Origin of the sequence: Burkholderia sp. BCC1644 (assembly GCF_902833225.1) — a bacterium.
GTDB lineage: Bacteria > Pseudomonadota > Gammaproteobacteria > Burkholderiales > Burkholderiaceae > Burkholderia.
In genome coordinates this window covers 101,754-127,035 of the sequence record NZ_CADFEI010000017.1, presented here as the reverse complement: position 1 = coordinate 127,035, position 25,282 = coordinate 101,754, and the positions used below count along the sequence as shown (strand labels likewise).

21 protein-coding genes are annotated in these 25,282 nt (G+C 68.4%); 9 read left to right on the top strand and 12 right to left on the bottom strand.

Annotated elements, in window-relative coordinates:
• Positions 1-187: 187 nt before the first annotated feature.
• From tal to HWX87_RS28850, 4 genes are all read right to left on the bottom strand, one after another.
• Positions 188-1,156 (bottom strand): transaldolase, encoded by a 969-nt coding sequence (gene tal / locus HWX87_RS28865; RefSeq protein WP_176050440.1) that lies wholly within the window; start codon positions 1,154-1,156, stop codon positions 188-190.
• 168 nt (positions 1,157-1,324) lie between these two features.
• The gene (locus tag HWX87_RS28860; protein WP_176050439.1) at positions 1,325-2,536 is read right to left on the bottom strand and encodes a benzoate/H(+) symporter BenE family transporter; all 1,212 of its coding nucleotides are present in this window, start codon (positions 2,534-2,536) and stop codon (positions 1,325-1,327) included.
• Between the two features lie 56 nt (positions 2,537-2,592).
• A complete protein-coding gene (locus HWX87_RS28855; RefSeq protein WP_176050438.1) occupies positions 2,593-3,768 on the bottom strand; it encodes a VWA domain-containing protein in 1,176 nt (391 codons plus the stop codon).
• 27 nt (positions 3,769-3,795) lie between these two features.
• Positions 3,796-4,638, bottom strand: coding sequence for a MoxR family ATPase (locus tag HWX87_RS28850; protein ID WP_176050437.1), 843 nt, complete (start codon positions 4,636-4,638; stop codon positions 3,796-3,798).
• A 245-nt stretch (positions 4,639-4,883) separates the two neighbouring features.
• On the opposite strand from HWX87_RS28850, the gene HWX87_RS28845 reads away from it, so the two are divergent.
• Both HWX87_RS28845 and HWX87_RS28840 read left to right on the top strand, forming a co-directional pair.
• A complete protein-coding gene (locus HWX87_RS28845) occupies positions 4,884-5,243 on the top strand; it encodes a c-type cytochrome (protein WP_174379984.1) in 360 nt (119 codons plus the stop codon).
• Positions 5,244-5,282: 39 nt separating this feature from the next.
• Entirely contained in the window at positions 5,283-5,642 is a 360-nt protein-coding gene (locus tag HWX87_RS28840) for a c-type cytochrome (protein ID WP_176050436.1), read from the top strand.
• Between the two features lie 108 nt (positions 5,643-5,750).
• Here the strand turns inward: HWX87_RS28840 and HWX87_RS28835 are convergent, their stop codons facing one another.
• On the bottom strand, positions 5,751-6,185 hold the full coding sequence (locus HWX87_RS28835) for a DUF1841 family protein (protein WP_176050435.1): 435 nt from the start codon (positions 6,183-6,185) through the stop codon (positions 5,751-5,753).
• Positions 6,186-6,409: 224 nt separating this feature from the next.
• Between HWX87_RS28835 and HWX87_RS28830 the strand changes: the two genes are divergently transcribed.
• On the top strand, positions 6,410-7,339 hold the full coding sequence (locus tag HWX87_RS28830; protein WP_176050434.1) for a DMT family transporter: 930 nt from the start codon (positions 6,410-6,412) through the stop codon (positions 7,337-7,339).
• A 103-nt stretch (positions 7,340-7,442) separates the two neighbouring features.
• Here HWX87_RS28830 and nth read toward each other — a convergent pair whose 3' ends face one another.
• Both nth and rsxB read right to left on the bottom strand, forming a co-directional pair.
• Positions 7,443-8,087 (bottom strand): endonuclease III, encoded by a 645-nt coding sequence (nth, locus tag HWX87_RS28825; RefSeq protein ID WP_176050433.1) that lies wholly within the window; start codon positions 8,085-8,087, stop codon positions 7,443-7,445.
• Positions 8,084-9,091: an electron transport complex subunit RsxB gene (gene rsxB, locus HWX87_RS28820; protein ID WP_176050485.1), complete on the bottom strand. Its 1,008-nt coding sequence runs from the start codon at positions 9,089-9,091 to the stop codon at positions 8,084-8,086. The genes nth and rsxB overlap by 4 nt, the downstream gene beginning before the upstream one ends.
• A 156-nt stretch (positions 9,092-9,247) precedes the next feature.
• On the opposite strand from rsxB, the gene HWX87_RS28815 reads away from it, so the two are divergent.
• Positions 9,248-9,880 (top strand): TetR family transcriptional regulator, encoded by a 633-nt coding sequence (locus HWX87_RS28815; protein WP_049031880.1) that lies wholly within the window; start codon positions 9,248-9,250, stop codon positions 9,878-9,880.
• 73 nt (positions 9,881-9,953) lie between these two features.
• On the opposite strand, the gene phaZ is transcribed toward HWX87_RS28815, so the two are convergent.
• Together phaZ and HWX87_RS28805 are read right to left on the bottom strand one after the other, a co-directional pair.
• On the bottom strand, positions 9,954-11,435 hold the full coding sequence (gene phaZ, locus HWX87_RS28810) for a polyhydroxyalkanoate depolymerase (protein ID WP_176050432.1): 1,482 nt from the start codon (positions 11,433-11,435) through the stop codon (positions 9,954-9,956).
• 223 nt (positions 11,436-11,658) lie between these two features.
• Entirely contained in the window at positions 11,659-13,488 is a 1,830-nt protein-coding gene (locus tag HWX87_RS28805; RefSeq protein ID WP_176050431.1) for a glycoside hydrolase family 15 protein, read from the bottom strand.
• Between the two features lie 165 nt (positions 13,489-13,653).
• Between HWX87_RS28805 and HWX87_RS28800 the strand changes: the two genes are divergently transcribed.
• Positions 13,654-14,898 carry a lactonase family protein gene (locus HWX87_RS28800; protein ID WP_176050430.1) on the top strand — a complete coding sequence of 415 codons (1,245 nt, stop codon included), beginning with the start codon at positions 13,654-13,656 and terminating at the stop codon, positions 14,896-14,898.
• A 112-nt stretch (positions 14,899-15,010) separates the two neighbouring features.
• On the opposite strand, the gene HWX87_RS28795 is transcribed toward HWX87_RS28800, so the two are convergent.
• Together HWX87_RS28795 and HWX87_RS28790 are read right to left on the bottom strand one after the other, a co-directional pair.
• On the bottom strand, positions 15,011-19,417 hold the full coding sequence (locus HWX87_RS28795; RefSeq protein WP_279612981.1) for a DNA translocase FtsK: 4,407 nt from the start codon (positions 19,415-19,417) through the stop codon (positions 15,011-15,013).
• A gap of 177 nt (positions 19,418-19,594) precedes the next feature.
• Entirely contained in the window at positions 19,595-20,140 is a 546-nt protein-coding gene (locus HWX87_RS28790; RefSeq protein WP_176050429.1) for an META domain-containing protein, read from the bottom strand.
• Between the two features lie 213 nt (positions 20,141-20,353).
• Between HWX87_RS28790 and purT the strand changes: the two genes are divergently transcribed.
• From purT to HWX87_RS28770, 4 genes are all read left to right on the top strand, one after another.
• Positions 20,354-21,568: a formate-dependent phosphoribosylglycinamide formyltransferase gene (gene purT / locus HWX87_RS28785; RefSeq protein ID WP_176050428.1), complete on the top strand. Its 1,215-nt coding sequence runs from the start codon at positions 20,354-20,356 to the stop codon at positions 21,566-21,568.
• A gap of 18 nt (positions 21,569-21,586) precedes the next feature.
• On the top strand, positions 21,587-21,772 hold the full coding sequence (locus HWX87_RS28780; RefSeq protein WP_027786814.1) for a DUF6726 family protein: 186 nt from the start codon (positions 21,587-21,589) through the stop codon (positions 21,770-21,772).
• An 85-nt stretch (positions 21,773-21,857) separates the two neighbouring features.
• A complete protein-coding gene (locus HWX87_RS28775) occupies positions 21,858-22,238 on the top strand; it encodes an MliC family protein (RefSeq protein ID WP_176050427.1) in 381 nt (126 codons plus the stop codon).
• Between the two features lie 378 nt (positions 22,239-22,616).
• Positions 22,617-24,200, top strand: a complete 1,584-nt coding sequence (locus HWX87_RS28770; protein WP_176050426.1) for a DEAD/DEAH box helicase — start codon at positions 22,617-22,619, stop codon at positions 24,198-24,200.
• Positions 24,201-24,377: 177 nt separating this feature from the next.
• Here HWX87_RS28770 and gluQRS read toward each other — a convergent pair whose 3' ends face one another.
• The gene (gluQRS, locus tag HWX87_RS28765) at positions 24,378-25,271 is read right to left on the bottom strand and encodes a tRNA glutamyl-Q(34) synthetase GluQRS (RefSeq protein WP_176050425.1); all 894 of its coding nucleotides are present in this window, start codon (positions 25,269-25,271) and stop codon (positions 24,378-24,380) included.
• Positions 25,272-25,282: the final 11 nt, after the last annotated feature.

Below are 25,282 nucleotides of genomic sequence, written 5' to 3'. Positions count from 1 at the left end.
CAAGATTGACTGGGAAAGGGCGCATCGGGAGGCGGCCGGCGCACCCGTGACGTGGATTGTAGTGCGCGTGCTTGACGATGGAATGAAAAATAAAAACGGCCGCGAACATCATGTTCGCGGCCGTGTGCGGCGTGCTTGCTGACGGCTGTTGTCAGTGTTGCTGACAGCCGCTGACGCCCGTTGCGACTCAGCGCAGCGCGTCGATCAGCTTCTCGAGCTTCACCGCATCGGCGGCGAAGACGCGGATGCCTTCGGCGAGCTTTTCGGTCGCCATCGCTTCGTCGTTCAGCTGGAAGCGGAACGATGCCTCGTCGATCGCGACCCGGTCGATCGCGACGCGTTCGGACGGCTTGTCCTGCAGCGCTTCCGGCGACAGCTTGCGTGCGACGGTCTCGTTGCTCTCCTGCAGCTTCTGCAGCAAATCGGGACTGATCGTCAGCAGGTCGCAGCCGGCAAGTTCGGTGATCTGGCTGGTCGTGCGGAAGCTCGCGCCCATCACTTCAGTGTTGTAGCCGAACGTCTTGTAGTACGTGTAGATGCGGCGCACCGACTGCACGCCCGGATCGTTCGCGCCACCGTCCTTCTCTTCATTCCACTCTGCGCCGGCCTGCTTCTTGTACCAGTCGTAGATGCGGCCGACGAACGGCGAGATCAGTTGCGCACCGGCTTCCGCGCACGCGGCGGCCTGCACGAGCGAGAAAAGCAGGGTCATGTTGCACTTGATCCCTTCCTTCTGCAGCACCTCGGCCGCGCGGATGCCTTCCCACGTCGATGCGAGCTTGATCAGGATGCGGTCGCGGCCGATGCCGGCGGCTTCGTACAGCTTGATGAGCTCGCGGCCCTTGTCGATCGAGCGTTGCGTGTCGAACGACAGGCGTGCGTCGACTTCGGTCGACACGCGGCCCGGGATCAGCTTCAGGATCTCGGTGCCGAACGCGATCAGCAGGCGGTCGATGATGAAATCGGTGCTTTCGTTGCGATGATCGCGGACGGTTTTCTCGAGGATCGGCTTGTACGCATCCTTCTGGACGGCCTTCAGGATCAGCGACGGGTTCGTGGTCGCGTCCTGCGGCTTGTATTGCGCAAGCTGCTGGAAGTCGCCCGTGTCGGCGACGACGGTCGTGTACTGCTTCAGCTGGTCGAGTGCGGTAGTCATGGCGATTCGGAAGAAGGGCGCGGGGCGCCGGGTTCTCACGGGCCGCGCGAGCGCGGCGGCGAAGCGAAGCGGCGCCGGGCGCCGCTTCCAATCCATCATTTTAGGCCCGATTCGTGTCGGACACGTTTTGGCGTGCCCGACGCGTGCCGCGGCGGGCCGCGAGCCGCGTCACGCGGGGCGTCGCGCGTTCAGGATCACCTGCGTGACGATCCCCGCGACGAGCCCCCAGAACGCCGAGCCGATCGACAGCAGCGTGAGGCCCGACGCGGTGACCATGAACGTGACGAGCGCGGCCTCGCGCTGTTTCACGTCCTGCATCGCGTTCGCGAGCCCGCTCATGATCGAGCCGAACAGCGCGAGCGCGGCGACCGATACCACGAGCGCCTTCGGCAGCGCGGCGAACAGCGCAGCGATCGTCGCGCCGAAGATGCCGGCGACCAGGTAGAACGTGCCGCACCACACGGCTGCCGTGTAGCGCTTGGCGTGATCCTCGTGCGCTTCGGGGCCCGTGCAGATCGCGGCCGTGATCGCCGCGAGGTTCACGCCGTGCGAGCCGAACGGCGCGAGCAGCAGCGACGCGAAGCCGGTCGTCGCGATCAGCGGCGACGACGGCGTCTGGTAGCCGTCCGCGCGCAGCACCGCGATACCCGGCACGTTCTGCGACGCCATCGCGACGACGAACAGCGGAATGCCGATGCTGACGATCGACGCGATCGAGAACGCGGGCATCGTGAACACGGGCTGCGCGAGCGCGATGTGGAAGCGGCTGAAGTCGAGCAGGCCGAGGCCGCCGGCCACCGCCGTGCCGACGATCAGCGTCGTCACGATCGCATAGCGCGGCGCGAGCCGCTTGACGACCAGGTAGGTAAAGAACATCGCGAGCACGAGCGCGGTCTGGAACTGCGCGGCGCGGAAGATCTCGATGCCGATCTCGAACAGGATGCCCGCGAGCAGCGCGGCGGCGATGCCGGCCGGAATCCGGCGCATCAGCGTGTCGAACAGGCCGCTTACGCCGATGGCCGTCAGCAGCAGCGCGCACACGACGAACGCGCCGATCGCCTCGGCGTAGGGCACGCCGGGCAGCGACGCGATCAGCAGCGCGGCGCCGGGCGTCGACCACGCGACGACGACGGGCGCGCGAAAGCGCAGCGACAGGCCGATCGTCGTCAGCGCCATGCCGATCGACAGCGCCCAAATCCACGACGAGATCTGCGCATCGGTGAGGTGGGCGGCGCGGCCGGCCTGGAACATCAGCACGAGCGAACTCGTGTAGCCGGTCATCATCGCGACGAAGCCGGCGACGAGCGCCGACACGGACGTATCGGCGAAAAAGCGGCGGCCGCCGGCGCGGCTGGCGCTCGCGGTGGGCGAGGGGTTCATGCTATCTCCGGGGGAGGCCGCTCGGACGCGGCCTTTGTATCTGCGAGTGGGTTGCGTTACTTGCTGAGTGCGCGCATCGCGGTTTCGAGGCCCGCCAGCGTGAGCGGATACATGCGATGGCCGAGCAGGTCGCGGATTACCGCGACCGACTGCCGGTACTCCCATAGCCGCTCGGGCTCGGGGTTCAGCCATGCATGATGGGGGAACTGGTCGGCGAGACGGCGCAGCCACACGGCGCCGGCTTCCGGGTTGTTGTATTCGACCGAGCCGCCGGGCTGCAGCACTTCGTACGGGCTCATCGTCGCGTCACCGACGAAGATCAGCTTGTAGTCGGGCGTGAACTTGTGCAGCACGTCCCACGTCACGGTGCGCTCCGAGTGGCGGCGGCGGTTGTTCTTCCACAGGTGGTCGTACACGCAATTGTGGAAGTAGAAGAATTCGAGATGCTTGAATTCGGCTTTCGCGGCCGAGAACAGCTCTTCGGTGCGCTTGATGTGGTCGTCCATCGAGCCGCCGACGTCGAGCAGCATCAGCACTTTCACGTTGTTGTGGCGCTCGGGCACCATCCGCAGGTCGAGCCAGCCCGCGTTCGCGGCCGTGCTGCGGATCGTGCCGGGCAGGTCGAGCTCTTCCGCCGCGCCTTCGCGCGCGAAGCGGCGCAGCCGCCGCAGCGCGACCTTGATGTTGCGCGTGCCGATCTCGACCGAATCGTCGTAGTCGCGATAGGCGCGTGCTTCCCACACCTTCACCGCGGTGCGGTTGCCGTTCGACGGGCCGCCGATGCGTACGCCTTCGGGGTTGTAGCCGCCGTGCCCGAACGGCGACGTGCCGCCCGTGCCGATCCACTTGTTGCCGCCTTCGTGGCGTTCCTTCTGCTCGTCGAGCAGCGCCTTCAGGCGCTCCATCAGCTTGTCGAGCCCGCCCATTGCCTCGATCTGCGCCTTTTCCTCCGGCGACAGTTCGCGCTCGAGACGCTTCTCGAGCCAGTCGAGCGGAATGTCGAACGCTTCGGACGGCAGCGTGGACACGCCATGGAAATACGCGCCGAACGCCTGGTCGAACTTGTCGAAGTACTGCTCGTCCTTGACGAGCGTCATCCGCGCGAGGAAGTAGAACGCGTCGATCGACGGCGAGATCAGCCCGGCCTTCAGCGATTCGAGCAGCGTCAGGTATTCCTTCACCGAGACGGGCAGCTTGGCTGCGCGCAGCGCGTAGAAGAAATTGAGCAGCATGGCCGGGCCTTCGCGGGTGAGGGAGGATTACCGGTTGTGCCGGTTCATGTAGACGAGCCGTTCGAGCAGGCTCAGGTCCTGCTCGTTCTTCAGCAGCGCGCCCGCGAGCGGCGGCACGATCTGCTTCGCGTCCGCGCTGCGCAGCGCGTCGGCCGGGATGTTCTCGGCGAGCAGCAGCTTCAGCCAGTCGAGCAGCTCGGACGTCGACGGCTTCTTCTTCAGGCCCGACACGCCGCGCAACTCGAAGAAACTCTCGAGCGCCGCGCGCAGCAGCTCCTCGCGGATGTCGGGGAAGTGCACCGCGACGATCTTCTGCATCGTCGACGGGTCGGGAAACTGGATGTAGTGGAAGAAGCAGCGGCGCAGGAACGCGTCGGGCAGCTCCTTCTCGTTGTTCGACGTGATGATCACGAGCGGGCGGTGCTTCGCACGCACCGTCTCGCGCGTCTCGTACACGTGGAACTCCATCCGGTCGAGCTCGCGCAGCAGGTCGTTCGGGAATTCGATGTCGGCCTTGTCGATCTCGTCGATCAGCAGCACGCTCGGGTGCTCGGCGTCGAACGCCTGCCACAGCACGCCCTTGACGATGTAGTTCGAGATGTCCTTCACGCGCTCGTCGCCGAGCTGCGAGTCGCGCAGCCGCGATACCGCGTCGTATTCGTACAGGCCCTGCTGCGCCTTGGTGGTCGACTTGATATGCCACTGCAGCAGCGGCATGTCGAGCGCGGCGGCCACTTCCTCGGCGAGCATGGTCTTGCCGGTGCCGGGTTCGCCCTTGATCAGCAGCGGGCGTTGCAGCGTCAGTGCGGCATTGACCGCGAGCTTCAGATCGTCGGTGGCGACGTACTGCGAGGACCCTTCGAAACGCATGGCGGCGCTCTTCTTCATCGGGAAAAAAACCCAGTATAAGTCAGAAGGGCTGGCCGGTTGGGCCGCGCCCGCGTATCGTTGCGGGGCTGTGGCGGGGCGAACGGGGGCGCCGTATGGACGCGTTCCCTGCCGACGCGGTACAATCTGGCCGTTTTTTTTGGCCTGCGTGGCGATCCAACAAGCAAAACGGCGCGGGCCGTTGCCGCTTTGGCGCCAGTTTCCCCTCAAGCTAGGTTACAAGAGCTATGAACAAATTCGTCGGCAAACACGTCGTTGTCGCAGCGCTCGTGGCGCTCGCGGGCAGCGCGCAGGCGGCCGGTGTGGTCGGCAACCCGAAGGACGGGGCGAGCAAGGCCGCCATGTGCATCGGTTGCCACGGCATCCAGGACTACCGCGCGGCGTATCCGGAGGTCTACCGGGTGCCTGTCCTCGGCGGCCAGAACCAGCAATACCTCGAGAACGCGCTGAAGGCCTACCGCAAGAAGGATCGTCACTTCCCGTCGATGAATGCGATCGCCGGTTCGCTGACGGACCAGGACATCGCGGATCTGGCGGCCTACTACGCCGTCCAGAAGGCCGACTCGAAGGACAATCCCTACAAGTAAGCGCGCGCCGCCGGTCTCTCCGGCGGGACAGGAGCATTCATGAACAACGCATTCAAGACGGCGGCGGTGGCACTGGTGGCCGGCCTCGCGATCGGTACCGCGCACGCAGCGGACATCACGAAGGGCAAGGAGCTGGTCGAGTCGCACAACTGTGCCGCCTGCCATGGCGCGCAGATGAACAAGCCGATCAACGCCGAATATCCGCGCCTCGCCGGCCAGCATGCCGACTACCTCGTGTGGGCGATGCGCCAGTACCAGATGGGCCTGACGAACCCGCTGCTCGGTCGCAACAATGCGATCATGCAGGCACAGGTGCAGAGCCTGTCGGTCAGCGACATGAAGGACATCGCGTCCTACATCGAGTCGCTGAAAGAAACCGATCTCGTGTTCAAGAAGTAAGCGTGCCGGGCCTCACGGGCCCGTGCAGCAAAAATACCCCGCCTCGGCGGGGTATTTTTTTGTCCGCGACCGGGCCTGCCCGGGCGCCGGTGTGCCGGGCCCGCGCGCTCAGTCGCGCGACGCGCGGCGCAGGATGCGCTGCAGGTACGCGTCGGTATCGGGCGGCGTGTTCGTGCGCTGCGCTTCCCAGATCGTCTCGCCGAGGCATTCCATGATCGCGTGCTGCGCGTCGTGGGTCGAGTCGAGCTTGGCGGCCAGCTTGTCGTGCGCGGCGCGGATGCCGGGCGGCTGGTCGATCGACAGCTGCTCGCTGATCGCGAGGTGCATCGACAGGTGCAGGAACGGGTTCGTGCGGCCTTCCTCGGGCGTGTAGTTGCGCGCGGCCGCGCCATCCGCATCGGCGAGTTCGTCGTGGTATTCGGGATGCTCGATGATCCAGTCGGCTGCCATCGCTTCCAGCGGCGTCAGGATCTCGCCCGCGCGCTGCTTGCGCCAGGTCTCGGTGAAAAAGCGACGCACTTCGTCGCGGCTTGGATTGAACATGGTGGGGAAGCGTCGTGATTCGGGCGGCCTCATGCCGCGTCGGGCATTGTACGCCGGGTCGGCGGACGGCGCTGGCGGCGGGCCGGGACGGGCGGCGCCGCGCAGGCCCGCCGCGACTGCCCCGCAAGGCGCTGCGCACCGGGTAAGCGGGGGCTAGGCCGGCGGCCGTCGCGCCGCTACACTCCGACGATTCCCGCCCCGGCGCCTCGCTCGCCCGTTTCGTCATGACCGCCACCGCCCGCCCATCGTCCGCCGCCCTGCAGGGCACGCTCTACGTCGCGCTGTCTGCCGCCGCGTTCGGCGCGATGGCGATCTTCGGCCGCTACGCGTATGCGGCCGGCGTCGACGTGCTCGGGCTGCTGATCGTGCGCTTCGCGATCGGCGGCGCGGTGCTCGCCGCGATCGCACGGCACCGTCGCGTCGCGTGGCCGCGCGGCCGCGCGCTCGCGCCGCTCGTGGCAATGGGCACGGTCGGCTACGTCGGGCAGTCGTTCTGCTATTTCAGCGCGCTGCAGCACGCGCAGGCGAGCCTCGTCGCGCTGCTGCTGTACCTGTACCCGGCGTTCGTCACGCTGCTGGCAGCGTGGTGGCTCGGCGAGCGCCTGACGCGCGCGAAGGCCGTCGCGCTCGTGCTGTGCGTCGCGGGTTCCGCGCTGATGGTCGGCGGCGGGCATGGCGAGCCGCTCGGGATCGCGCTCGCACTGGCGGCCGCGGTGATCTATTCGCTGTACATCGTCGGCGGCACGAAGGCGACGCGCGGCGTCGATCCGCTCGCGACGACGGCGATCATCTGCCTGTCGGCGACCGCCACGCTCGTGGTGATCGCCGTCGTGCGGACGGCCGCGTTCGGCGCGCCGCCGCGCTGGCCCGCGACGGGCGGCGGCTGGGCGTCGATGCTCGCGATCGCGCTCGTGTCGACGGTTGCGGCCATGCTCGCGTTTTTCGCCGGGCTCGAGCGGCTCGGGGCCGCGCGGACGTCGATGCTGTCGACGCTCGAACCGGTCGTGACGGTTGCGCTCGCGGCGTTGCTGTTCGGGGAAGCGTTGTCGCCGCTGCAGTGGGCGGGCGGCGTCGCGATTCTGGCCGCGGTGCTGGCGCTCGTGCGGGCGGGTGGCGCGGCCGCCGACGATGCGACGGCGACGTCCAATGCGTAGCCGGAAGCGGGCGAGCCGCGCGCGGCGCGACGGCGCCCACGGATCCGGGCCGTGCCGACGCGGTTCGATCGGCCGGCGCCGCGCGAGTCCTCGCGCCTGACGCTTATTCGTTGGGCGGCGGCGTTTTCGGCCGGAATTCGCACAGCGGCTCGATCACGCAGTGCCAGCATTCGGGCTTGCGCGCCTTGCATACATAGCGTCCGTGCAGGATCAGCCAGTGATGCGCGTCCTGCAGGAATTCCTTCGGCGTGAATTTCTCGAGGGCGGCCTCGACGGCCCGCACGTCCTTGCCCGGCGCGAGCCCCGTGCGGTTCGCGACGCGGAAGATATGCGTGTCGACCGCGATCGTCGGCTGGCCGAACGCAGTGTTCAGCACGACGTTCGCGGTCTTGCGGCCGACGCCCGGCAAGCCTTCGAGCGCGTCGCGATCGGCCGGCACTTCGCCGTCGTAGCGGTCGAGCAGGATCCGGCACGTCGCGACCACGTTCTTGGCCTTGGTGCGGTACAGCCCGATCGTCTTGATGTACTCGGTGACGCCTTCTTCGCCAAGCGCGACGATTTGTCGCGGGGTGTTCGCGACCGGGAACATCTTCCGCATCGCCTTGTTGACCGACACGTCGGTCGCCTGCGCGGACAGCATCACGGCGATCAGCAACTCGAACGGCGTCGAGTATTCGAGCTCGGTGGTCGGATGCGGATTGAGGCTCTGCAGCGTTTCGTAGATCGCGCGTCGTTTGCTGGCGTTCATGGAGCGTTCTGGTCGGGCGGCGCGGATGGGCTGCCTGGGTCGTCGTTGCCTGCGCCGTTCTCTTGATCGTTGCCGCCTGCGGCCGCGGCGTCGGCGTCGCGTTGCGCCTGCTGCTCGGCGAGCCGTTTGCGGCGCGCCTCGGCCGCGTCGATCTGCGCCTGGACGGCCGTGCTCACACCTTCGGTGTTCTTCGGCCCGGCGCCTTGCCCGGACAGTTCTTCCTTCTTCTTGCGCGCGCGTTCGAGCGCGGCGGCGATGATCGCGCGTTTCTTCGCTTCGGCGTCGTCAGCGACCGGCGCGGCAGCGGGGGCGTCCGGCTGTGCCGCGGGTTGCTGTTCCGCGGCCGGTTTCGCGGCACTGGCCGCGCGGCGGGCGGCGGCGCGTGCTTCGGCGGCTTCGCGTTCGCGACGCTGGCGGGCGAGCCGGAGGTCGTGGCGTTCGCGCGCGGCGTCGGCCTGCTCCTGCGACCACGCATCCCAGCCCGTACGATCGCCGGTCACCGGCAGCATCGCGATGCAGTCGACCGGGCAGGGCGGCACGCACAGATCGCAGCCGGTGCACTGTGCTTCGATGATCGTGTGCATCTGCTTCGGCGCGCCGACGATCGCGTCGACCGGGCACGCCTGCATGCACAGCGTGCAGCCGATGCACAGGCTTTCGTCGATGAAGGCGACCGCGCGCGGATGCTCGCTGCCATTGACGGGATTCAGCGGAATCACCTGCTTGCCGAGCAGGCCCGCGAGACGCGCGATGCCTTCGGCGCCGCCGGGCGGGCACTGGTTGTAGTTCGCGTCGCCGGCGGCAATCGCCTCGGCGTACGGACGGCAGCCGTTATAGCCGCACTTCGTGCATTGCGTCTGGGGAAGCAGATCTTCGATGCGATCCGCGAGTGTTTTGGAGTCGGTCACGGTGACAGCGGGCGCAGCGGCGCCGAATGGCTCTCGGCCGCGTCGGACGCAGCCGGAAAGGTTTGCCAAAGCTCGATTATCGCCGATTTCCCGCATTGCGCTGGACGCCGTCTGTGCGCATAATCGAACCGCTTTTTTGCAGGGGCTCAGCAGGAGGGCGGCCGCACGCGGCGCGCCCGTTCCAGGGCGGCCGGCGCCAAGGCGGTGGGGGTGCCGGTCCGGATCAAGCGGCTCACATAGCAAAACGCCACCATGAATCAGCCAAAAATCAAAAGAGATCCTGAAGGTACGCGCCGCCGCATCCTGATGGCGGCAGCCGAAGAGTTCGCGAGTGGAGGGCTGTTCGGCGCACGCGTCGACCAGATTGCGCGCCGGGCCGAAACCAACGAGCGCATGCTCTATTACTACTTCGGCAGCAAGGAGCAGTTGTTCACGGCCGTGCTCGAACACGCGTTCTCCGCGCTGACCGAGGCCGAGCGTGTGCTCGATCTCGACGGCGTCGCGCCGGTCGAGGCCGTCACGCGGCTCGCGCATTTCGTTTGGGACTACTACCGCGACCATCCGGAACTGCTCAGGCTCATCAACAACGAGAACCTGCACGAAGCCCGCTACCTGCACAAGTCGACGCGGATCCGCGAGATGATGTCGCCGATCGTCGCGAAGCTCGGCAACGTGCTGATGCGCGGCCAGAAGGCCGGGCTGTTCCGCGGCGACGTCGATCCGCTGCGCTTCTACGTGACGCTGTCGGGGCTCGGCTACTACATCGTGTCGAACCGCTTCACGCTTGCCGCGACGCTCGGCCGCGACTTCACCGACACCGACGAGCGCGCGGAGATGGTCCGGATGAACACCGAGGTGCTGCTCGCATATCTGCTGCGGCGCTGACGCGCGGCCGCCGGATGTAAAAACGCCGCCGTGCGCAGGCAACGGCGGCGTTTTTTCGTCGGAACGCGATGCGTCAGGCGGCCTTGCGCGTGCGAACGGTTTTTGCGCGCGGCGTGCTGGCGGCACGCTTCGCTGCCGGAGCGGCCTTTGCGGGGGCTGCGGCGGTGGCAGCCTTGGCCGGCGCCTTCGCGCGCGTGCGCTTCGCTACCGTGGCGCGCGTCGCTTCGGCCGGCGCGTTGGCGGCCGGTACGGCCGCGAGCGTCGTGGTCGCCGGCGTGTCCGGATGATCCTTCGTCGCGCCGTGCTTCGGCTCAGGGGCATGCTCGCGGATGAAATCGCGCAGCTGCGGGTAGATGATCGTGCGCCAGCGGCGGCCCGAGAAGATCCCGTAGTGGCCGCACTTCTCGGCGGTCAGGCTGCGGCGATCGTCTTGCGGGATGCCCGTGCACAGCTCGTGCGCGACGTGCGTCTGGCCGCTGCCCGAGATGTCGTCGAGTTCGCCTTCGATCGTCATCAGCGCGGTGTGCTTGATGTCCTGCGGCCGCACGCGCTCGCCTTCGACATCCCACGTGCCTTCCGCGAGCCGGAACTCCTGGAACACGACGCGGATCGTCTCGAGGTAGTACTCGGCGGCCATGTCGAGCACGGCGTTGTACTCGTCATAGAAGCGGCGGTGCGCCTCGGCGTCTTCCTCGTCACCGCGCAGCAGGCTCTGGTAGAAATCCCAGTGCGATTGCGCGTGCCGTTCCGGGTTCATCGCGACGAAGCCCGTGTGCTGCAGGAAGCCCGGATACACCTGGCGGCCTTCGCCCGGATAGTTCGCGGGCACCGTGTGGATCACGTTGTTCTCGAACCACGCGGTCGAGTGCTGCGTCGCGAGCGAGTTCACCGACGTCGGACTGCGGCGGGCGTCGATCGGGCCGCCCATCATCGTCATCGTGAGCGGCGTATCCTCGCCGCGGCTCGCCATCAGCGAGATCGCCGCCAGTACCGGCACCGTCGGCTGGCACACCGAGATCACGTGCAGGTTGCGCGCGCCGATGTGACGGATGAATTCCTGGATGTACGCGATGTAGTCGTGCAGGTGGAACGGACCCGTCTCGATCGGCACCATCCGCGCGTCGATCCAGTCGGTGATGTAGACCTTGTGATCCTGCAGCAGCGTGCGCACCGTGTCGCGCAGCAGCGTCGAGTGATGGCCCGACAGCGGCGCGCAGACCAGCACGACCGGCTCGTCCTTCAGTTGCGTGACGGCATCGGCGTCGTCGGAATAGCGCTTGAAGCGCAGCAGCCGGCAGAACGGCTTCTCGACGATCGTCTGCTCGACGATCGGAATGTTGTGGCCGTCCTTGACGATCTGATGAATGTTGAATTCGGGCTTCTCGTAATCCTTGCCGAGCCGGTACATCAGTTCGTACGCGGCGGCCATCCGCGTTGCGCCGGGCATCAGCGAGAACGGGCTGGACGGGTTGGCGAACGATTTGGACGCGGCCTGGGCCCAGGCCGTCAGCGGGCTCAGCATGGCGCGCTGGAATTCATGCAGTTGGTAAAGCATGCAGACTACTCCCGCGTGGGGGACGGTGCGCAAGGGCGGCGTGGGGCGTCGCGGCGTGCCGTGGGGGTCAGCGGCCGGCCATGTTGCACTGCGGCCGGACAATCGCGTCGATCATATCGGACAACGATGGGTGGTGCAATGCAACATTTCCCCGATTTTTCATCAAAATTTTGCGATTTGACGATCTCTGACCAAGCCGCCCGCGCACCCGTCCGGCCCCCCGTCAACGCCCCGTCGCCACGGCCGGCGCGGGCTGGCCGGCTGCCCGCGCCATGGCCTCCTCGTGGTGCATCAGGTTCATCGCGGTATGCACGAGCGCCACGTGGGAGAACGCCTGCGGGAAGTTCCCGACGAGCCGCCCGGCGACCGGATCGTATTCCTCCGCGAGCAGCCCGAGGTCGTTCGACAGCGCGAGCAGCCGGCTGAACAGCCGGTGCGCGTCGTCGATCCGGCCGAGCAGCGCGTAGTTGTCGACCAGCCAGAAGCTGCACGCGAGAAACGTGCCTTCGCCGGGCGGCAGGCCGTCGTCGTAATCGGTCGTCCGATAGCGCATCACGAGCCCGTCGTGCAGCAATTCGCGCTCGATCGCCTCGACCGTGCCGACGATGCGCGGGTCTTCCGGCGGCAGGAAGCCGAGCAGCGGCATCAGCAGCACGCTCGCGTCGAGTTCGTCGCTGCCGTAGCTCTGCGCGAACGCCTGCTTGCCTTCGTGCCACGCGTTGGCGCAGACATCCGCATGGATCTGCTCGCGCAGCGCGCGCCAGCGGTCGAGCGAGCCGGGCAGCCGGAACATTTCCGCCGACTTGATCGCGCGGTCGAACGCGACCCACGCCATCACCTTCGAGAACGTGAAATGGAGGCGGCCGCCGCGCGTTTCCCAGATCCCTTCGTCGGGTTCCTGCCAGATCTTCTCGAGATGGTCGAGCAGCGCGCACTGCACGGACCAGACCGTGTCGTCGGCCTGCAGGCCGCCCACGCGCGCGAGGTGCAGCGCGGCCATCACCTCGCCGAACACGTCGAGCTGGAGCTGGTTCGCGGCGCCGTTGCCGACGCGCACCGGCTTCGAATCCTGATAGCCGGGCAGCCAGTCGAGCTCCATTTCCGGCAGCCGTCGCTCGCCGGCGATCCCGTACATGATCTGGATCTGCTCGGGCGAACCGGCCATCACGCGGCCGAGCCAGGTACGCCACGCGCGCGCCTCGTCGTAGTAGCCGCCGCGCATCAGCGCGAGCAGCGTGATCGTCGCGTCGCGCAGCCAGCAGTAGCGGTAGTCCCAGTTGCGATTGCCGCCGATCTTCTCGGGCAGCGACGTGGTCGGCGCCGCGACGATGCCGCCGGTCGGCTCGTACGCGAGCGCCTTCAGCGTGATCAGCGAGCGGCGCACGGCCGCCGCGTAGCGGCCCTGCACCTGGCAGCGGCCCGACCATTCGAGCCAGTAGTTCTCGGTGCGCGCGAGCATCGACAGCGGATCGCGCGCGGGCGGCAGCCGCATGTGCGACGCCGCATAGCTGAGCGAGAACGGCACGCGCTCGTCGGCGCTGACCGTGAATTCCGCGAGGGTATGGAGATTCTTGCCGGTGAGCGGCACCGGCGTGCGCAGCACGACGGTGTCGGGGCCCGCGATCGCCTTCATGCCGTCCTCGCGGGTCAGTTGCGTGACCCACGGGATCGAGAAACCGTAGTCGAAGCGCAACACGAGCTCCATGCGCATCTTCATCGTGCCGTGGCGGCCGACGACGATCCGCACCAGTTCGGACCAGCCGTTGCCGGGCGGCATGAAGTCGATCACGGTGACGGCGCCGTCGGCGCTTTCGTAATCGGTTTCGAGGATCAGCGTGTCGCCGCGATAGCGGCGTGTGGTGTGCGTGATCGCGGCGTCGGCAGCGGGAGCAAGCAGCCAGCGGCCGTGCTCGGGCGTGCCGAGAAGCGCCGCGAAGCAGGCGCCCGAATCGAAGCGGGGCCAGCACAGCCAGTCGACGGAGCCGTCTTTCGAGATCAGCGCGGCCGTGTGGCCGTCGCCGACGAGGGCGTAGTCTTCGATCAGGGCGGGCATGGGCAGGCGATCCTTGGGTATTCGAGTTCACAATGCGGACGGCGGCGGCCGGGCTTCACGCCCGGGCGTCGCGCCCCGTATACTCGGCCGGGCGGCGGAGCGCATGAACGGCCGGCGTTTCGTCCTATCTCAACACTTGAAGCGACTCGATGCAAGGAGGATTCAATGCCCAACCGTTTACGCGAGCGTGACGCACGCGCTTCGACACGAGGGTTCCCGCTTAGGCTCGCTCACTGGATGAAAGGTTTCGCGATCGTGCTCTCCTTGTCCGCGACCCACGCATTTGCGCAGCAATCGCCCGCACCGGCCGACGGCGTCTACAACCTGCTGGTCGGCACCTACACGGGCGGCGGCAGCGACGGCATTTATGTTTACCGCTTCGATACTAAAAACGGCAGCGTCGCGCCCGTCTCGTCTGCAAAGACCGTGAACCCGTCGTACCTGTTGCCGAGCCGCGACGGTCGCACCGTCTACGCGGTCAACGAACTGCCCGGCGACGACGGGCCCGCGTCGCAGCGCGGCGGCGTCAGCGCGTTCCGTTTCGACGCGAAGACGGGCGCGCTGAGCTTCATCGACCGCGTGTCGTCGGAAGGGAACGATCCTTGCTATCTCGCGCTGTCGCCGGACGGCAAGACCCTCGTGACGGCCAACTACTCGGTCGCGAAGGATCCGGGCGGCAGCTTCGCGGTGTTTCCGCTGCGCGACGACGGCGCGGTCGGCCCGTCCGTGCTGACCGTGCACCACGAAGGCACGGGGCCCGTGAAGGGCCGCCAGGATGGCGCGCACGTGCACTCGACGGTGTTTTCGCCGGACGGCCGCTACCTGTTCGTGCAGGATCTCGGCGCGGACAAGATCTACGGCTACCGCTACACGGTGGACGGCAGCCGCGGGCTGATCAGCCCGACCGACACGCGCTACACGCCGGTGAAGGCCGGCTCGGGCCCGCGTCACATGGTGTTCGGCGCCGACGGCCGGTTCGCGTACGTGACGAGCGAGCTCAACGCGTCGGTCGAGGTGTTCGGCTATCACGACGGCAAGCTGACGCCGGTCGAGACGGTGTCGATGACGGCGCCGGGCTTCAAGGGCAAGGTCGGCGGCGGCGCGATCCATTTGTCGCCGGACGGCCGCTTCCTGTACGTGAGCAACCGCGGCGACGCGAACGATCTCGTGATCTACGCGGTCGACAAGGCCGACGGCCGGCTGAAGCAGGTCGGCCGCCAGTCGAGCCTCGGCAAGACGCCGCGCGAGTTCCTGATCGATCCGACCGGCAAGTGGCTGATCGTCGGCAACCAGGACAGCGACTCGTTCTACGTGTTCAGCCGCGATGTCGAAACGGGGCAGCTCGGCGCGAATCCGCAGAAGGTCGTGGTCGGCAAGCCGGTCGATTTCAAGCTGGTGCCGGTGCAGTAAATGCGCAAGCCGTAAATGAAAAGGGCGCTGCCGATGCAGCGCCCTTTTTTTCGGAGCGGCCGGTTTCCCGGTGCGCCCGTATCGATCGACGGCGGCCGTCCGGCCGCCGCGTTCAGTCGGCCGCGGCCGGCACGAGCACCTCGCGGCTGCCGTTGATGCCCATCGCCGACACGAGCCCGGCTGCTTCCATCTGCTCGACGAGGCGTGCCGCGCGGTTGTAGCCGATGCGCAGCTGCCGCTGCACCGACGAGATCGACGCGCGCCGCGTGCGCACGACGAACGCGACGGCTTCGTCGTACAGCGGATCGGCTTCCGCGTCCGGCGCTTCGCCGAACAGGTCCTGCGTCGCGCCGTCGGCGGCCGGGCCGTCGAGGATGCCTTCCTCGTACTGCGGCTCGCCGAACTGCTTCAGGTACTCGACGATCCGGTGCACTTCCTCGTCGGCGACGAACGCGCCGTGCACGCGCTGCGGATAACCGGTGCCCGGCGGCAGGAACAGCATGTCGCCCATCCCGAGCAGCGACTCGGCGCCCATCTGGTCGAGGATCGTGCGCGAGTCGATCTTCGACGACACCTGGAACGCGACACGCGTCGGGATGTTCGCCTTGATCAGGCCCGTGATCACGTCGACGGACGGACGCTGCGTCGCGAGGATCAGGTGGATGCCGGCCGCGCGCGCCTTCTGCGCGAGGCGCGCGATCAGCTCTTCGATCTTCTTGCCGGCGACCATCATCAGGTCGGCCAGCTCGTCGATCACGACGACGATCAGCGGCAGCTTCGACAGCGGCTCGGGATCCTCGGGCGTCAGCGAGAACGGGTTGCCGATCTTCTTTTCCTTCGCTTCAGCATCGCGGATCTTCTGGTTGAAGCCCGCGAGATTGCGCACGCCGACGGCCGACATCAGCCGGTAGCGCTTCTCCATTTCGCCGACGCACCAGTTCAGCGCGTTCGCCGCGAGCTTCATGTCGGTGACGACCGGCGCGAGCAGGTGCGGGATGCCTTCGTAGACCGACAGCTCCAGCATCTTCGGGTCGATCATGATGAGCCGCACGTCTTCCGGCGTCGCCTTGTACAGCAGCGACAGGATCATTGCGTTGATCGCGACCGACTTGCCCGAGCCCGTCGTGCCGGCGACGAGCATGTGCGGCGCCTTCGCGAGATCGGTGACGATCGGGTGGCCCGTGATGTCCTTGCCCATCGCGATGGTCAGCTGCGACTGCGAATGCTCATACTCGCGTGAGGCGAGGATTTCCGACAGGCGGATCATCTGGCGCTTCGCGTTCGGCAGTTCGAGGCCCATGCAGGTCTTGCCGGGAATCGTCTCGACGACGCGGACCGACGTGAGGCCGAGGCCGCGCGACAGGTCCTTCATCAGCCCGACGATCTGGCTGCCGCGCACGCCGAGCGCGGGCTCGATCTCGAAGCGCGTGATCACGGGGCCGGCCGATGCGCCGACGACCGTGACCGGCACCTTGAATTCCTGCAGGCGCTGCTCGATCACCTGGGCCGTCTGCGCGAGGTGTTCCTCGGTGATGGTTTCGACGTCGCCGGACGCGGGCTCGAGCAGGTCGAGCGTCGGCAGTTCGACGCTGAACGACGCGGGCGCGTGGAATTCGAACGCGTTCGGGCGCGGCTGGCGCACCGGGGTGTCGGGGGCTGTGGTGTCGGCTGCGGCCGGCTCGGCCGTCACGGCGGCGGTTGCGGCGGGCAGCGGGGCTGCCGGGAGCGTCGGCGGGGTAGCGATCGTCGCCGGCATCGACAGGTTCGTGCCAGGGACGCTGGCTGCCGGTTGCGGTGCCGCGGACACGTCGCTCGACACGGACCAGCTTGCCGACGATGCGGCAGGGGCGGGCGGTGCCGTAAACGTCGTGAAGTCGGCTGCGGCCGGTGTGGAAACGATCGACGGAGCCTGCGTCGCGGCCGTCGCGCCGATGGATGCCGGCGATCCGGTCGCAGCGGAAGCGGCGGGCGGCACGGGCTGGCTGGTTACCGGCTGCGGTGCGATCGCGCCGAATGCCGGGCCGGTCGACGAAGTTGCCGTGTTGGCCTGGTGCGTCGGTGCCGGCGCGGAAGGTTGCGCCGCAAGCGGGGCGGACGTGAAATTTACGGATGCCGGTGCTGCGGGCGCTTGCGCGGTCAACGCCGACGCGCTGGTCGTCGACGGTATCGCGGCGGGTGCCGCGGTTGTCTCAGGCGTCGCTGCGCGGGCGAGCGAACCGTCAGTCATGCCCGTGACACCGATTGGCGCTGCCGGCGTGACGGAGGCACCTGTCGATGCCGATGCGGCCGGTTGCGACGGCGAAGCCGATACCGTGCCGGTTACGCCGGCCGGTGACGTTGCGGCGGTGACGGGCGCAACACTCGAAGCGAAAGCAGGTGCCGGTGCAGTCGCGCCGAGGGCCGTGCCGACGACCGGCGACACGGCAGCGGCCGAGGCCGCCGGCGCTGCGGCAAACGGTTGAATCGCCGGCGATTTCGGCAATTCCGCAGAAGCGGCCACCGGTGTCGTTGCAGGTTGCGCCGCCGGCGTCCAATGCGTGACGGGCGTGCTGCCTTCAGCGATGTCCGACAGCGGTGCCCAACGCTCCGCCGCGGCCGGCTTGGCGGCCTCCGGTGCGGGGCTCGATGCGGGCAGTGCCGACGTCGCCGCAACCGGCGTTGCCTCGAAAACGGCGTGCGCCGACGTTCCGGCGATCGACGAAGAGGGGAGGGCAGCGAACGGTGCGATGCCACCGGCGGGCTTTACGTCGGCGTGCGCGCCATCGATGCTCGGCGGCACGTAGGCCGATGCAGGGCGATCGATTGCCGGGGCGCCGGTATCGACGAGTGCTGCCGGATTGCGTGCGGGAACCTCGTCAACTGCTGCTTCGCCTGCCTGTTGCGCGAAGGCGGCGTGGGCCGGCTCCGATACCGTTGCGTCTGCCGGCGATTCCGCGATCGGGTTTCCGGCCGATACGTCGAACGCGGAAACCGGCGGGCTGCCAAGGTCTTCCCACGGCGCGAGATCGACGGGGGCGTCGAACGACGGCGCGGGCGCGATCCCGTGTGCGGATGCGGCGGGCGCATCGCCGACGTGGCGGATATCGTCGTCGGCTTGATGCGAAAACGCGGCTTCGTCGATGCCGGTGCCGGCGTTCGACTGTGCGTGCGGTGCGGCGTCGTCGAACGCCGGGGTGGCCCAGTCGGCAACTGTCGCGTGGATGCCGGGCTCCGCCGGCATGAACGCATCCAGCACGATCGGCGCGCTGTCGTCGAATGCGGGCGCGGCAACCTGTTCGACCGGAACACCGGCGTCATGGGCCGCGATGCCGTGAGCCGTGGAGACGAACGCGTTCGACACGGCCGCGGCTGCCGGCGCGGCGACGCTGCCTGCTGTCGCGGCCATCCCGGCCACGGCTGCGGCAGCCGTCATTGCCTGCGTCGCATCGGCCGACTCCGCACCACCCAGCGTTGCCCATTGGGCGGTGCTGGCCTCGATCGAGCGCAGCGTGTCGTGAACGCTCGGCGCCGGCGTGATCGGTGCGGCGGGCTTTTCCGTCCACGCATAGAGCGGCGCACGCGCCGGCGTTGGCGGCGCCGGACGGCGTCGTGCCGCGTCTGGCGACACGCCGGCGGCGGTCGTTGCCGTGACCGGGCGTACCGGCGGGCGCTGCGGCTGCGCGGCGGCCGGGCGCGGCGTGACCGTCGCACGCGGCGGCGTCTGCTTCAGCGCAGCGGTGGCCGGACGCGCAGCAGTCGGCCGCGGCCGGACGGGTTCGAAGCCGACAGGAAGCGGGGCTGGATCGGGGCGCGGCATTTGCGAGTTTGCCGCCGCGCGCGCGAGGCTCGCGGTGCTGCCGGTCGTGGGCGGCGGCATCGCGCTGGTCGGGATCGGCGCGGGGGGCGCCACCGGCGTGCGCTGCGGCGTGGTCGGCTTCAGCCAGCCCGACGGCGCGACGGGTTCCGCATGCGGACGCGGCGGCGTCTTGCTGCGCGGCTTCGGCCGCGCCTGCGGGTCGGGTTTCCACAGCGTCGGACGCGAATACCGGCCGTTCTGGCGCGGCGCCATCGAGTTGACGGTATGCGCGGTGGTCGGCTGCACGATGTCGTCGTCACGATGCAGCGCGCTGCGCGGCAGGTCGGCGATTCCGCGGGCGTCGTCGTCGCCGCCGTCGCGCGACAGCTTGACGCCGAACGACGTGTCGACCCACGCGGCGAACTGCCGCCAGCCGATGCCGGTCAGCCAGGGCAACCCGGCGAAGAACAGGACGACCATCGCGACCGGCGTGCCGATCGGACCGAGTACGTGTGCGAAGCCTGCCGAGAACGCATGACCGAGCGCGTTCGTGTCGGGGCCCGACAGCGGGCTCGTCAGCGTGCAGCTTGCAACGAATACCGCGGCGAAGCCGAGCCACAGGCGGATCGAGCCGCGGCCGGCGAGCCCGCCGCCGCCGGGCAGCATCGCCTGCACGAGACGCCAGAAGAGAAGGAGGAACCAGACGGCGGAGATGCCGAACCAGCCGAAGACAACCGTGTGCATGCTTTGAAACAGGAGTGGGGAGGGGCGCGCGAGGCGCGACCCGCCGAGTTTAACCGGCCGGCGAACAAGATTCTCGGGCGGCGTGAATTCGTTTCACGCCGTGCGGCATGTGCGTTCGGCACACGCGCGCGACACGCGGCGCGAAGGCGGTCGGCCGGCCTTCGCGTGCATGATGCATCAGGGGCTCCGGTGCGTGAAAGTGAGCGTTGCGCCGGCGTTGGTCACGATCTGCAATTGCTGCGGCTCGCGCATCTGCACGCCGGTCTTGTCGACGTGCGCGAGCGCGTCGAGGTACGCGTGCTCGAGCTGGCCGCCGAGCGAATTCGGGCAGGCCATCCGCGTGCCGGCAAGCGGCCCGAAGCTCAGCAGGCCGTTCTTGATGGCGTAGGTGCCCATGTAGCGATTGCAGCCCGAGAACCCGCTGGCGCGCCGGATGCCCGATTCGGTCGACAGCGCGAGCTTGATCGGCTCGCCGTTGTCGCCGTGCGGGATCGCGCGCTGCGTGCCGTCGGCATTCGTCCAGCTGGTGAGTTCCCAGCTCGTGTCGTCGAGCAGCTGGACGGCGGCCGGGTTGTACGGATCGGGTGCGGCGGCGGCGGAATCGGGATGGGTCGGCATCGCACAGGCGGCGAGAAGCGTGGCAAGCGTCAACGCGCAGAGCGGCGCGCGCAACGGGCGAAGCAGGCCGGTGCGTGCGCGTGCGGCGGCGGACAGGTGGGACATGAGCCTCGTTCCTCATCGGATTCTGATCAAGGCGTAAGAGTAACGCACCCGCGCCGCGGCAGGCGAGCCGACACTTCGCGCATGAAAACGTTCGCAGCCCGTCTACGTGCCGTGCGCGGTCGGGTGCCGGCGCGTCCAAACGCCCCAAACCGGCATCATCGAGCGTGTTAACATCTGAGCCGTTTTCGTCCTCCACCAGAAGCGGGAAATCACATGCAGATCGGTCAGCGGCTCGGTACGCCGCTCTCACCCTCGGCCACGCGCGTCATGCTGCTCGGCGCCGGCGAGCTCGGCAAGGAAGTCATCATCGCGTTGCAGCGTCTCGGTGTCGAAGTCATCGCGGTCGACCGCTATCCGGATGCGCCGGGCCATCAGGTCGCGCATCGCGCGCACGTGATCGACATGACGGATGCCGCCGCGCTGCGTGCGATCGTCGAAGCCGAGCGTCCGCACCTGATCGTGCCGGAGATCGAGGCGATCGCCACCGACGCGCTCGCGGCGATCGAGGCGGCCGGTCTTGCCGAGGTGATCCCGACCGCGCGTGCGACCCAGCTCACGATGAACCGCGAAGGGATCCGCCGGCTCGCGGCCGAGGAACTCGGCCTGCCGACGTCGCCGTATGCGTTCGCGGATTCGTTCGAGGCTTTCAGCGCGGCGGTCGCGAAGATCGGCATGCCGTGCGTCGTGAAGCCGGTGATGTCTTCGTCGGGCAAGGGACAGTCGGTGGTGAAGACCGACGCCGACGTGAAGGCCGCGTGGGACTACGCGATGGCGGGCGGGCGGGTGAACCATGGCCGCGTGATCGTCGAGGGCTTCATCGATTTCGACTACGAGATCACGCAGCTGACCGTGCGCGCGATCGATCCGGCGACGCTCGCCACGCGCACCTACTTCTGCGAGCCGGTCGGCCACGTGCAGGTCGCGGGCGACTACGTCGAATCGTGGCAGCCGCAGCCGATGAGCGCCGCGGCGCTCGAGAAGTCGCGCGAGATCGCGCACAAGGTCACCGAGGCGCTCGGCGGGCGCGGGCTGTTCGGCGTCGAGCTGTTCGTGCGTGGCGATGACGTGTGGTTCTCGGAAGTGAGCCCGCGGCCCCACGATACGGGCCTCGTCACGCTCGCGTCGCAGCGCCAGTCGGAGTTCGAGCTGCACGCGCGCGCGATTCTCGGGCTGCCGGTTGATCCGGCGCTCGGGACGCCGGCCGCGTCGGCCGTGATCTACGGCGGGCTCGACGAGCGCGGGATCGCGTTCGAAGGCGTGCGCGACGCGCTTGCCGTGCCGGGCGCCGACCTGCGCCTGTTCGGCAAGCCGGAAAGTTTTGCGAAGCGGCGCATGGGCGTCGCGCTGGCGACCGGCGCGACCGTCGACGAAGCCCGTGAACGCGCGAAGCGCGCCGCCGCGGCCGTCCGGCCCGTATCGGCCCGCTGACGGAACGAGGAGAGGACGATGACGCCGAGGTGGCTGCGTATCGGAAAGCTGGGCGCCGCGCTGGCGCTTGTCGCGAGTCTCGCGGGTTGCGGCGTCGCGGCCGCGCCGTGCCGGGTCGCATCGGCCGGGCTCAAGATCGTGCCGCTCGTCGGCCATCTCGCGGCGGCGCCGACCGACGCGTGCGCCGACGTCATCGATCCCTGATCCCGACGACCGGCTCGATTGCCTGCCAACAATAATTGCGCGCCCCGCGAGGGCGCGTTTCCACCCGTCTCGTGAGAGGACCTGCATGATTCGCCAAACCCTCGCCGCACTTGCGCTTGCCGGCACTGCCGTTTCCGTCGCGCACGCCGCGCAACTGACCGTCGAAGAGATCGACGCCGATTCGCGCCAGCAAGCCGTCTACCAGTGCGCGAACCAGAAGCAGCCCGTGCGCGTGTCGTACTGGCTCGCGGGCAACGGCCAGAGCTTCGCGCTCGTGCCGGTCAACGGGAAGCAGATGCTGTTCGTCGACACCGTATCGGGGTCGGGCGCACGCTACCAGGCCGGCCGCTATACATGGTGGACGAAGGGCAAGGAAGCGACGCTGCGCGACGAGATCGCCGACCAGAAGGCGCCGCCGCTGCTGGGAGACTGCGTGCAGGTCGAGAAGAAAAAGAAGAAGGGCTGAGCGCCGGACGCGATCGCGGCTCGTACGCGCGCGGATTGACCGGTTGCCGGGCCTGACCGCCCGGCAGGCGGCGGATGTCCGGATACGATAATCCGCGATCGGACCCCTGATATTGCTTGCCGGGCGATGGATAGCCCGATCGGGCCGTCCATCGCCCGCACGGGCCCGTACCGGCCCGCCGCGCGAACCGCCGGTGCGGCCGTTCGCTGCGTTGTCACGGACAGATGGCCGCGCAGTGCTACAATACGGCCCTTTCCGCCGGCATTCGCGCCGAACGGAGTCCGCACGGCCTGGCGTCCAGCGTTCGAATTGAACCGGTCCCAAGCGCCAGAGCGGCGCCGCGCGGCGCGCCGCGGCTCCGTCTATTTCCGAATTGTGATGAGCGCAGGCCCGGCTGGCCTGACGCACGATGTCCCCGCCGCGCCTTTTGAGCGAAACGCCACCATGTCCGATTCTGTCGCCAAGCCCGTCGACGCAACCTTCGACCAATTCGGCCTTGCCGCCGATATCCTGAAAGCCATTGTGGAGCAGGGCTATACGACGCCGACGCCGATTCAGGCGCAGGCCATTCCGGTCGTGCTCGCCGGCCGCGACGTCATGGGCGCCGCGCAAACGGGTACCGGCAAGACCGCGAGCTTCTCGCTGCCGATCATCCAGCGCCTGCTGCCGCAGGCCAACACGAGCGCGTCACCGGCGCGCCACCCCGTGCGTGCGCTGATCCTCACGCCGACCCGCGAACTCGCCGACCAGGTCGCCGCGAACGTGCACGCGTATGCGAAGCACACGCCGCTGCGCAGTGCGGTCGTGTTCGGCGGCGTCGACATGAACCCGCAGTCGGCGGAGCTGCGCCGCGGCGTCGAGATCCTGATCGCGACGCCGGGCCGCCTGCTCGACCACGTGCAGCAGAAGACCGCGAACCTCGGCCAGGTGCAGATCCTCGTGCTCGACGAAGCCGACCGGATGCTCGACATGGGCTTCCTGCCCGATCTGCAGCGCATCCTGAACCTGCTGCCGAAGGACCGTCAGACGCTGCTGTTTTCGGCCACGTTCTCGGGCGAAATCAAGAAGCTCGCATCGACCTATCTGCGCAATCCGCAGACGATCGAGGTCGCGCGCAGCAACTCGACGAACGCGAACGTCACGCAGATCGTCTACGACGTCGCCGAAGGCGACAAGCAGGCGGCCGTCGTGCAGCTGCTGCGCGACCGCGGCCTGAAGCAGGTGATCGTGTTCTGCAACAGCAAGATCGGCGCGAGCCGCCTGGCGCGCAATCTCGAGCGCGACGGTGTCGTCGCGTCGGCGATTCACGGCGACAAGACGCAGATCGAGCGGATGCAGGCCCTCGACGCGTTCAAGCGCGGCGAGATCGAGGCGCTGGTCGCGACCGACGTGGCCGCGCGCGGCCTCGACATCGCCGAGCTGCCGGCCGTGATCAACTTCGACCTGCCGTTCAGCGCGGAAGATTACGTGCACCGGATCGGCCGTACCGGCCGCGCAGGGGCGACGGGCGACGCGCTGTCGCTGTGCAGCCCGAACGAGCGCAAGCAGCTTGCCGATATCGAGAAGCTGATCAAGCGTCCGCTCGAAATGCAGACGCTCACGCTCGACAAGCCGGCACGCCAGCGTCACGACGACCGTGGCGGCGAGCGCGGTGGTGACCGTGGCGGCGATCGCCACAGCGAACGCGGCGGTGAACGAGGCGGTGAACGAGGCGGCCGTCGCGAACGCGACGAGCATCGCGGTGCGTCGGGACACCGGTCGGCCGGTGCCGAGCGTGGTGGTCGTCCCCGTCGCCACGAAGCGCCGGTCGACGATTTCTTCCTGAAGCCGTACGAGCCGTCGGCGCCGGCGAAGCAGGCGGACGACGCACAGCACGCGCAGCAGCCCGAAAAGAAAGGGCCGAAGCGTCAGGTTGCGGCGCTGCTCGGCGGGTTCGGGATGCCGCGCAAGCCGTCGGCGTAAGGCTGGCGGAAAGGCGGGGCGGCGTGCGAGCGCTGCCGGACAAGCGGGTACATGCGATGAGCATGTGCCCGTTTTTCATTTGGGGTTGGGGACGGGGCGTGATGCGGTGAGCGATGCAACCGGCGCGAGCTCGGCCGCGATTGCCGTAATTGCCGCGAAACCGGCTTGCTGCGCGCGTCAGCCGGCTTGCGGGCCGAAGCGGCGCGCCCACGCCGCCGTCGCGGCCGCGTAGAACGCATCCGGCGTCGCGCCGGGCAGCGCGCCGTTGGGCGCGAGGCCCAGATGCGCGGCGGCGGCCCGCAGCGCCGGCAGCGGATCATCGCGCTCGAGCGCGGTCGCACCCGTCTGCTTGCTGAGTTTCTCGCCGTTTGCATCGACGACGACCGGCACGTGCAGATACCGTGGCGTCGGCACGCCGAGGCAGTGTTGCAGATGGATCTGGCGGGCGGTCGAATCGAGCAGGTCTGCGCCGCGCACGACATGCGTGATGCGTGCATCGGCGTCGTCGACGACGACCGCGAGCTGATAGGCCCATTGGCCGTCCGCGCGCTTCAGCACGAAATCGCCGACTTCGGTCGCGAGGTTCTGCGATTGCGTGTGCTGCCAGCGGTCGTCGAACCTGATGATCGCGTCGCTGCCGTCGGGCACGCGCAGCCGCCACGCGCGTGCGGGCTTGCCGTGCAGGCCGGTGCGGCACGTGCCCGGATACGCGAGCGTCGTGTGGCGCTCATGCGCGGCGCGCAGCGAATCGGCGATTTCCTTGCGCGTGCAGCCGCACGGATAGACGCGCCCCGCCGCGACGAGCCGCTCGAGCGCGGCCGTGTAGGCCGCATCGCGCGTGCTTTGCCACACGGGCGGTTCATCGGGCGTCATGCCGAAATGCGCGAGCGTCGCGAGGATGTCGTCTGCCGCGCCGGGTACCGTGCGCGGGCCGTCGAGATCCTCGATGCGCACGAGCCACGTGCCGCCGTGCGCACGCGCGTCGAGCCAGCTCGCGAGTGCGCCGACCAGCGAGCCGAAGTGCAGCGGGCCGGTCGGCGACGGCGCGAAGCGGCCGCGATAGCCGTTCATCGGGACGCGGG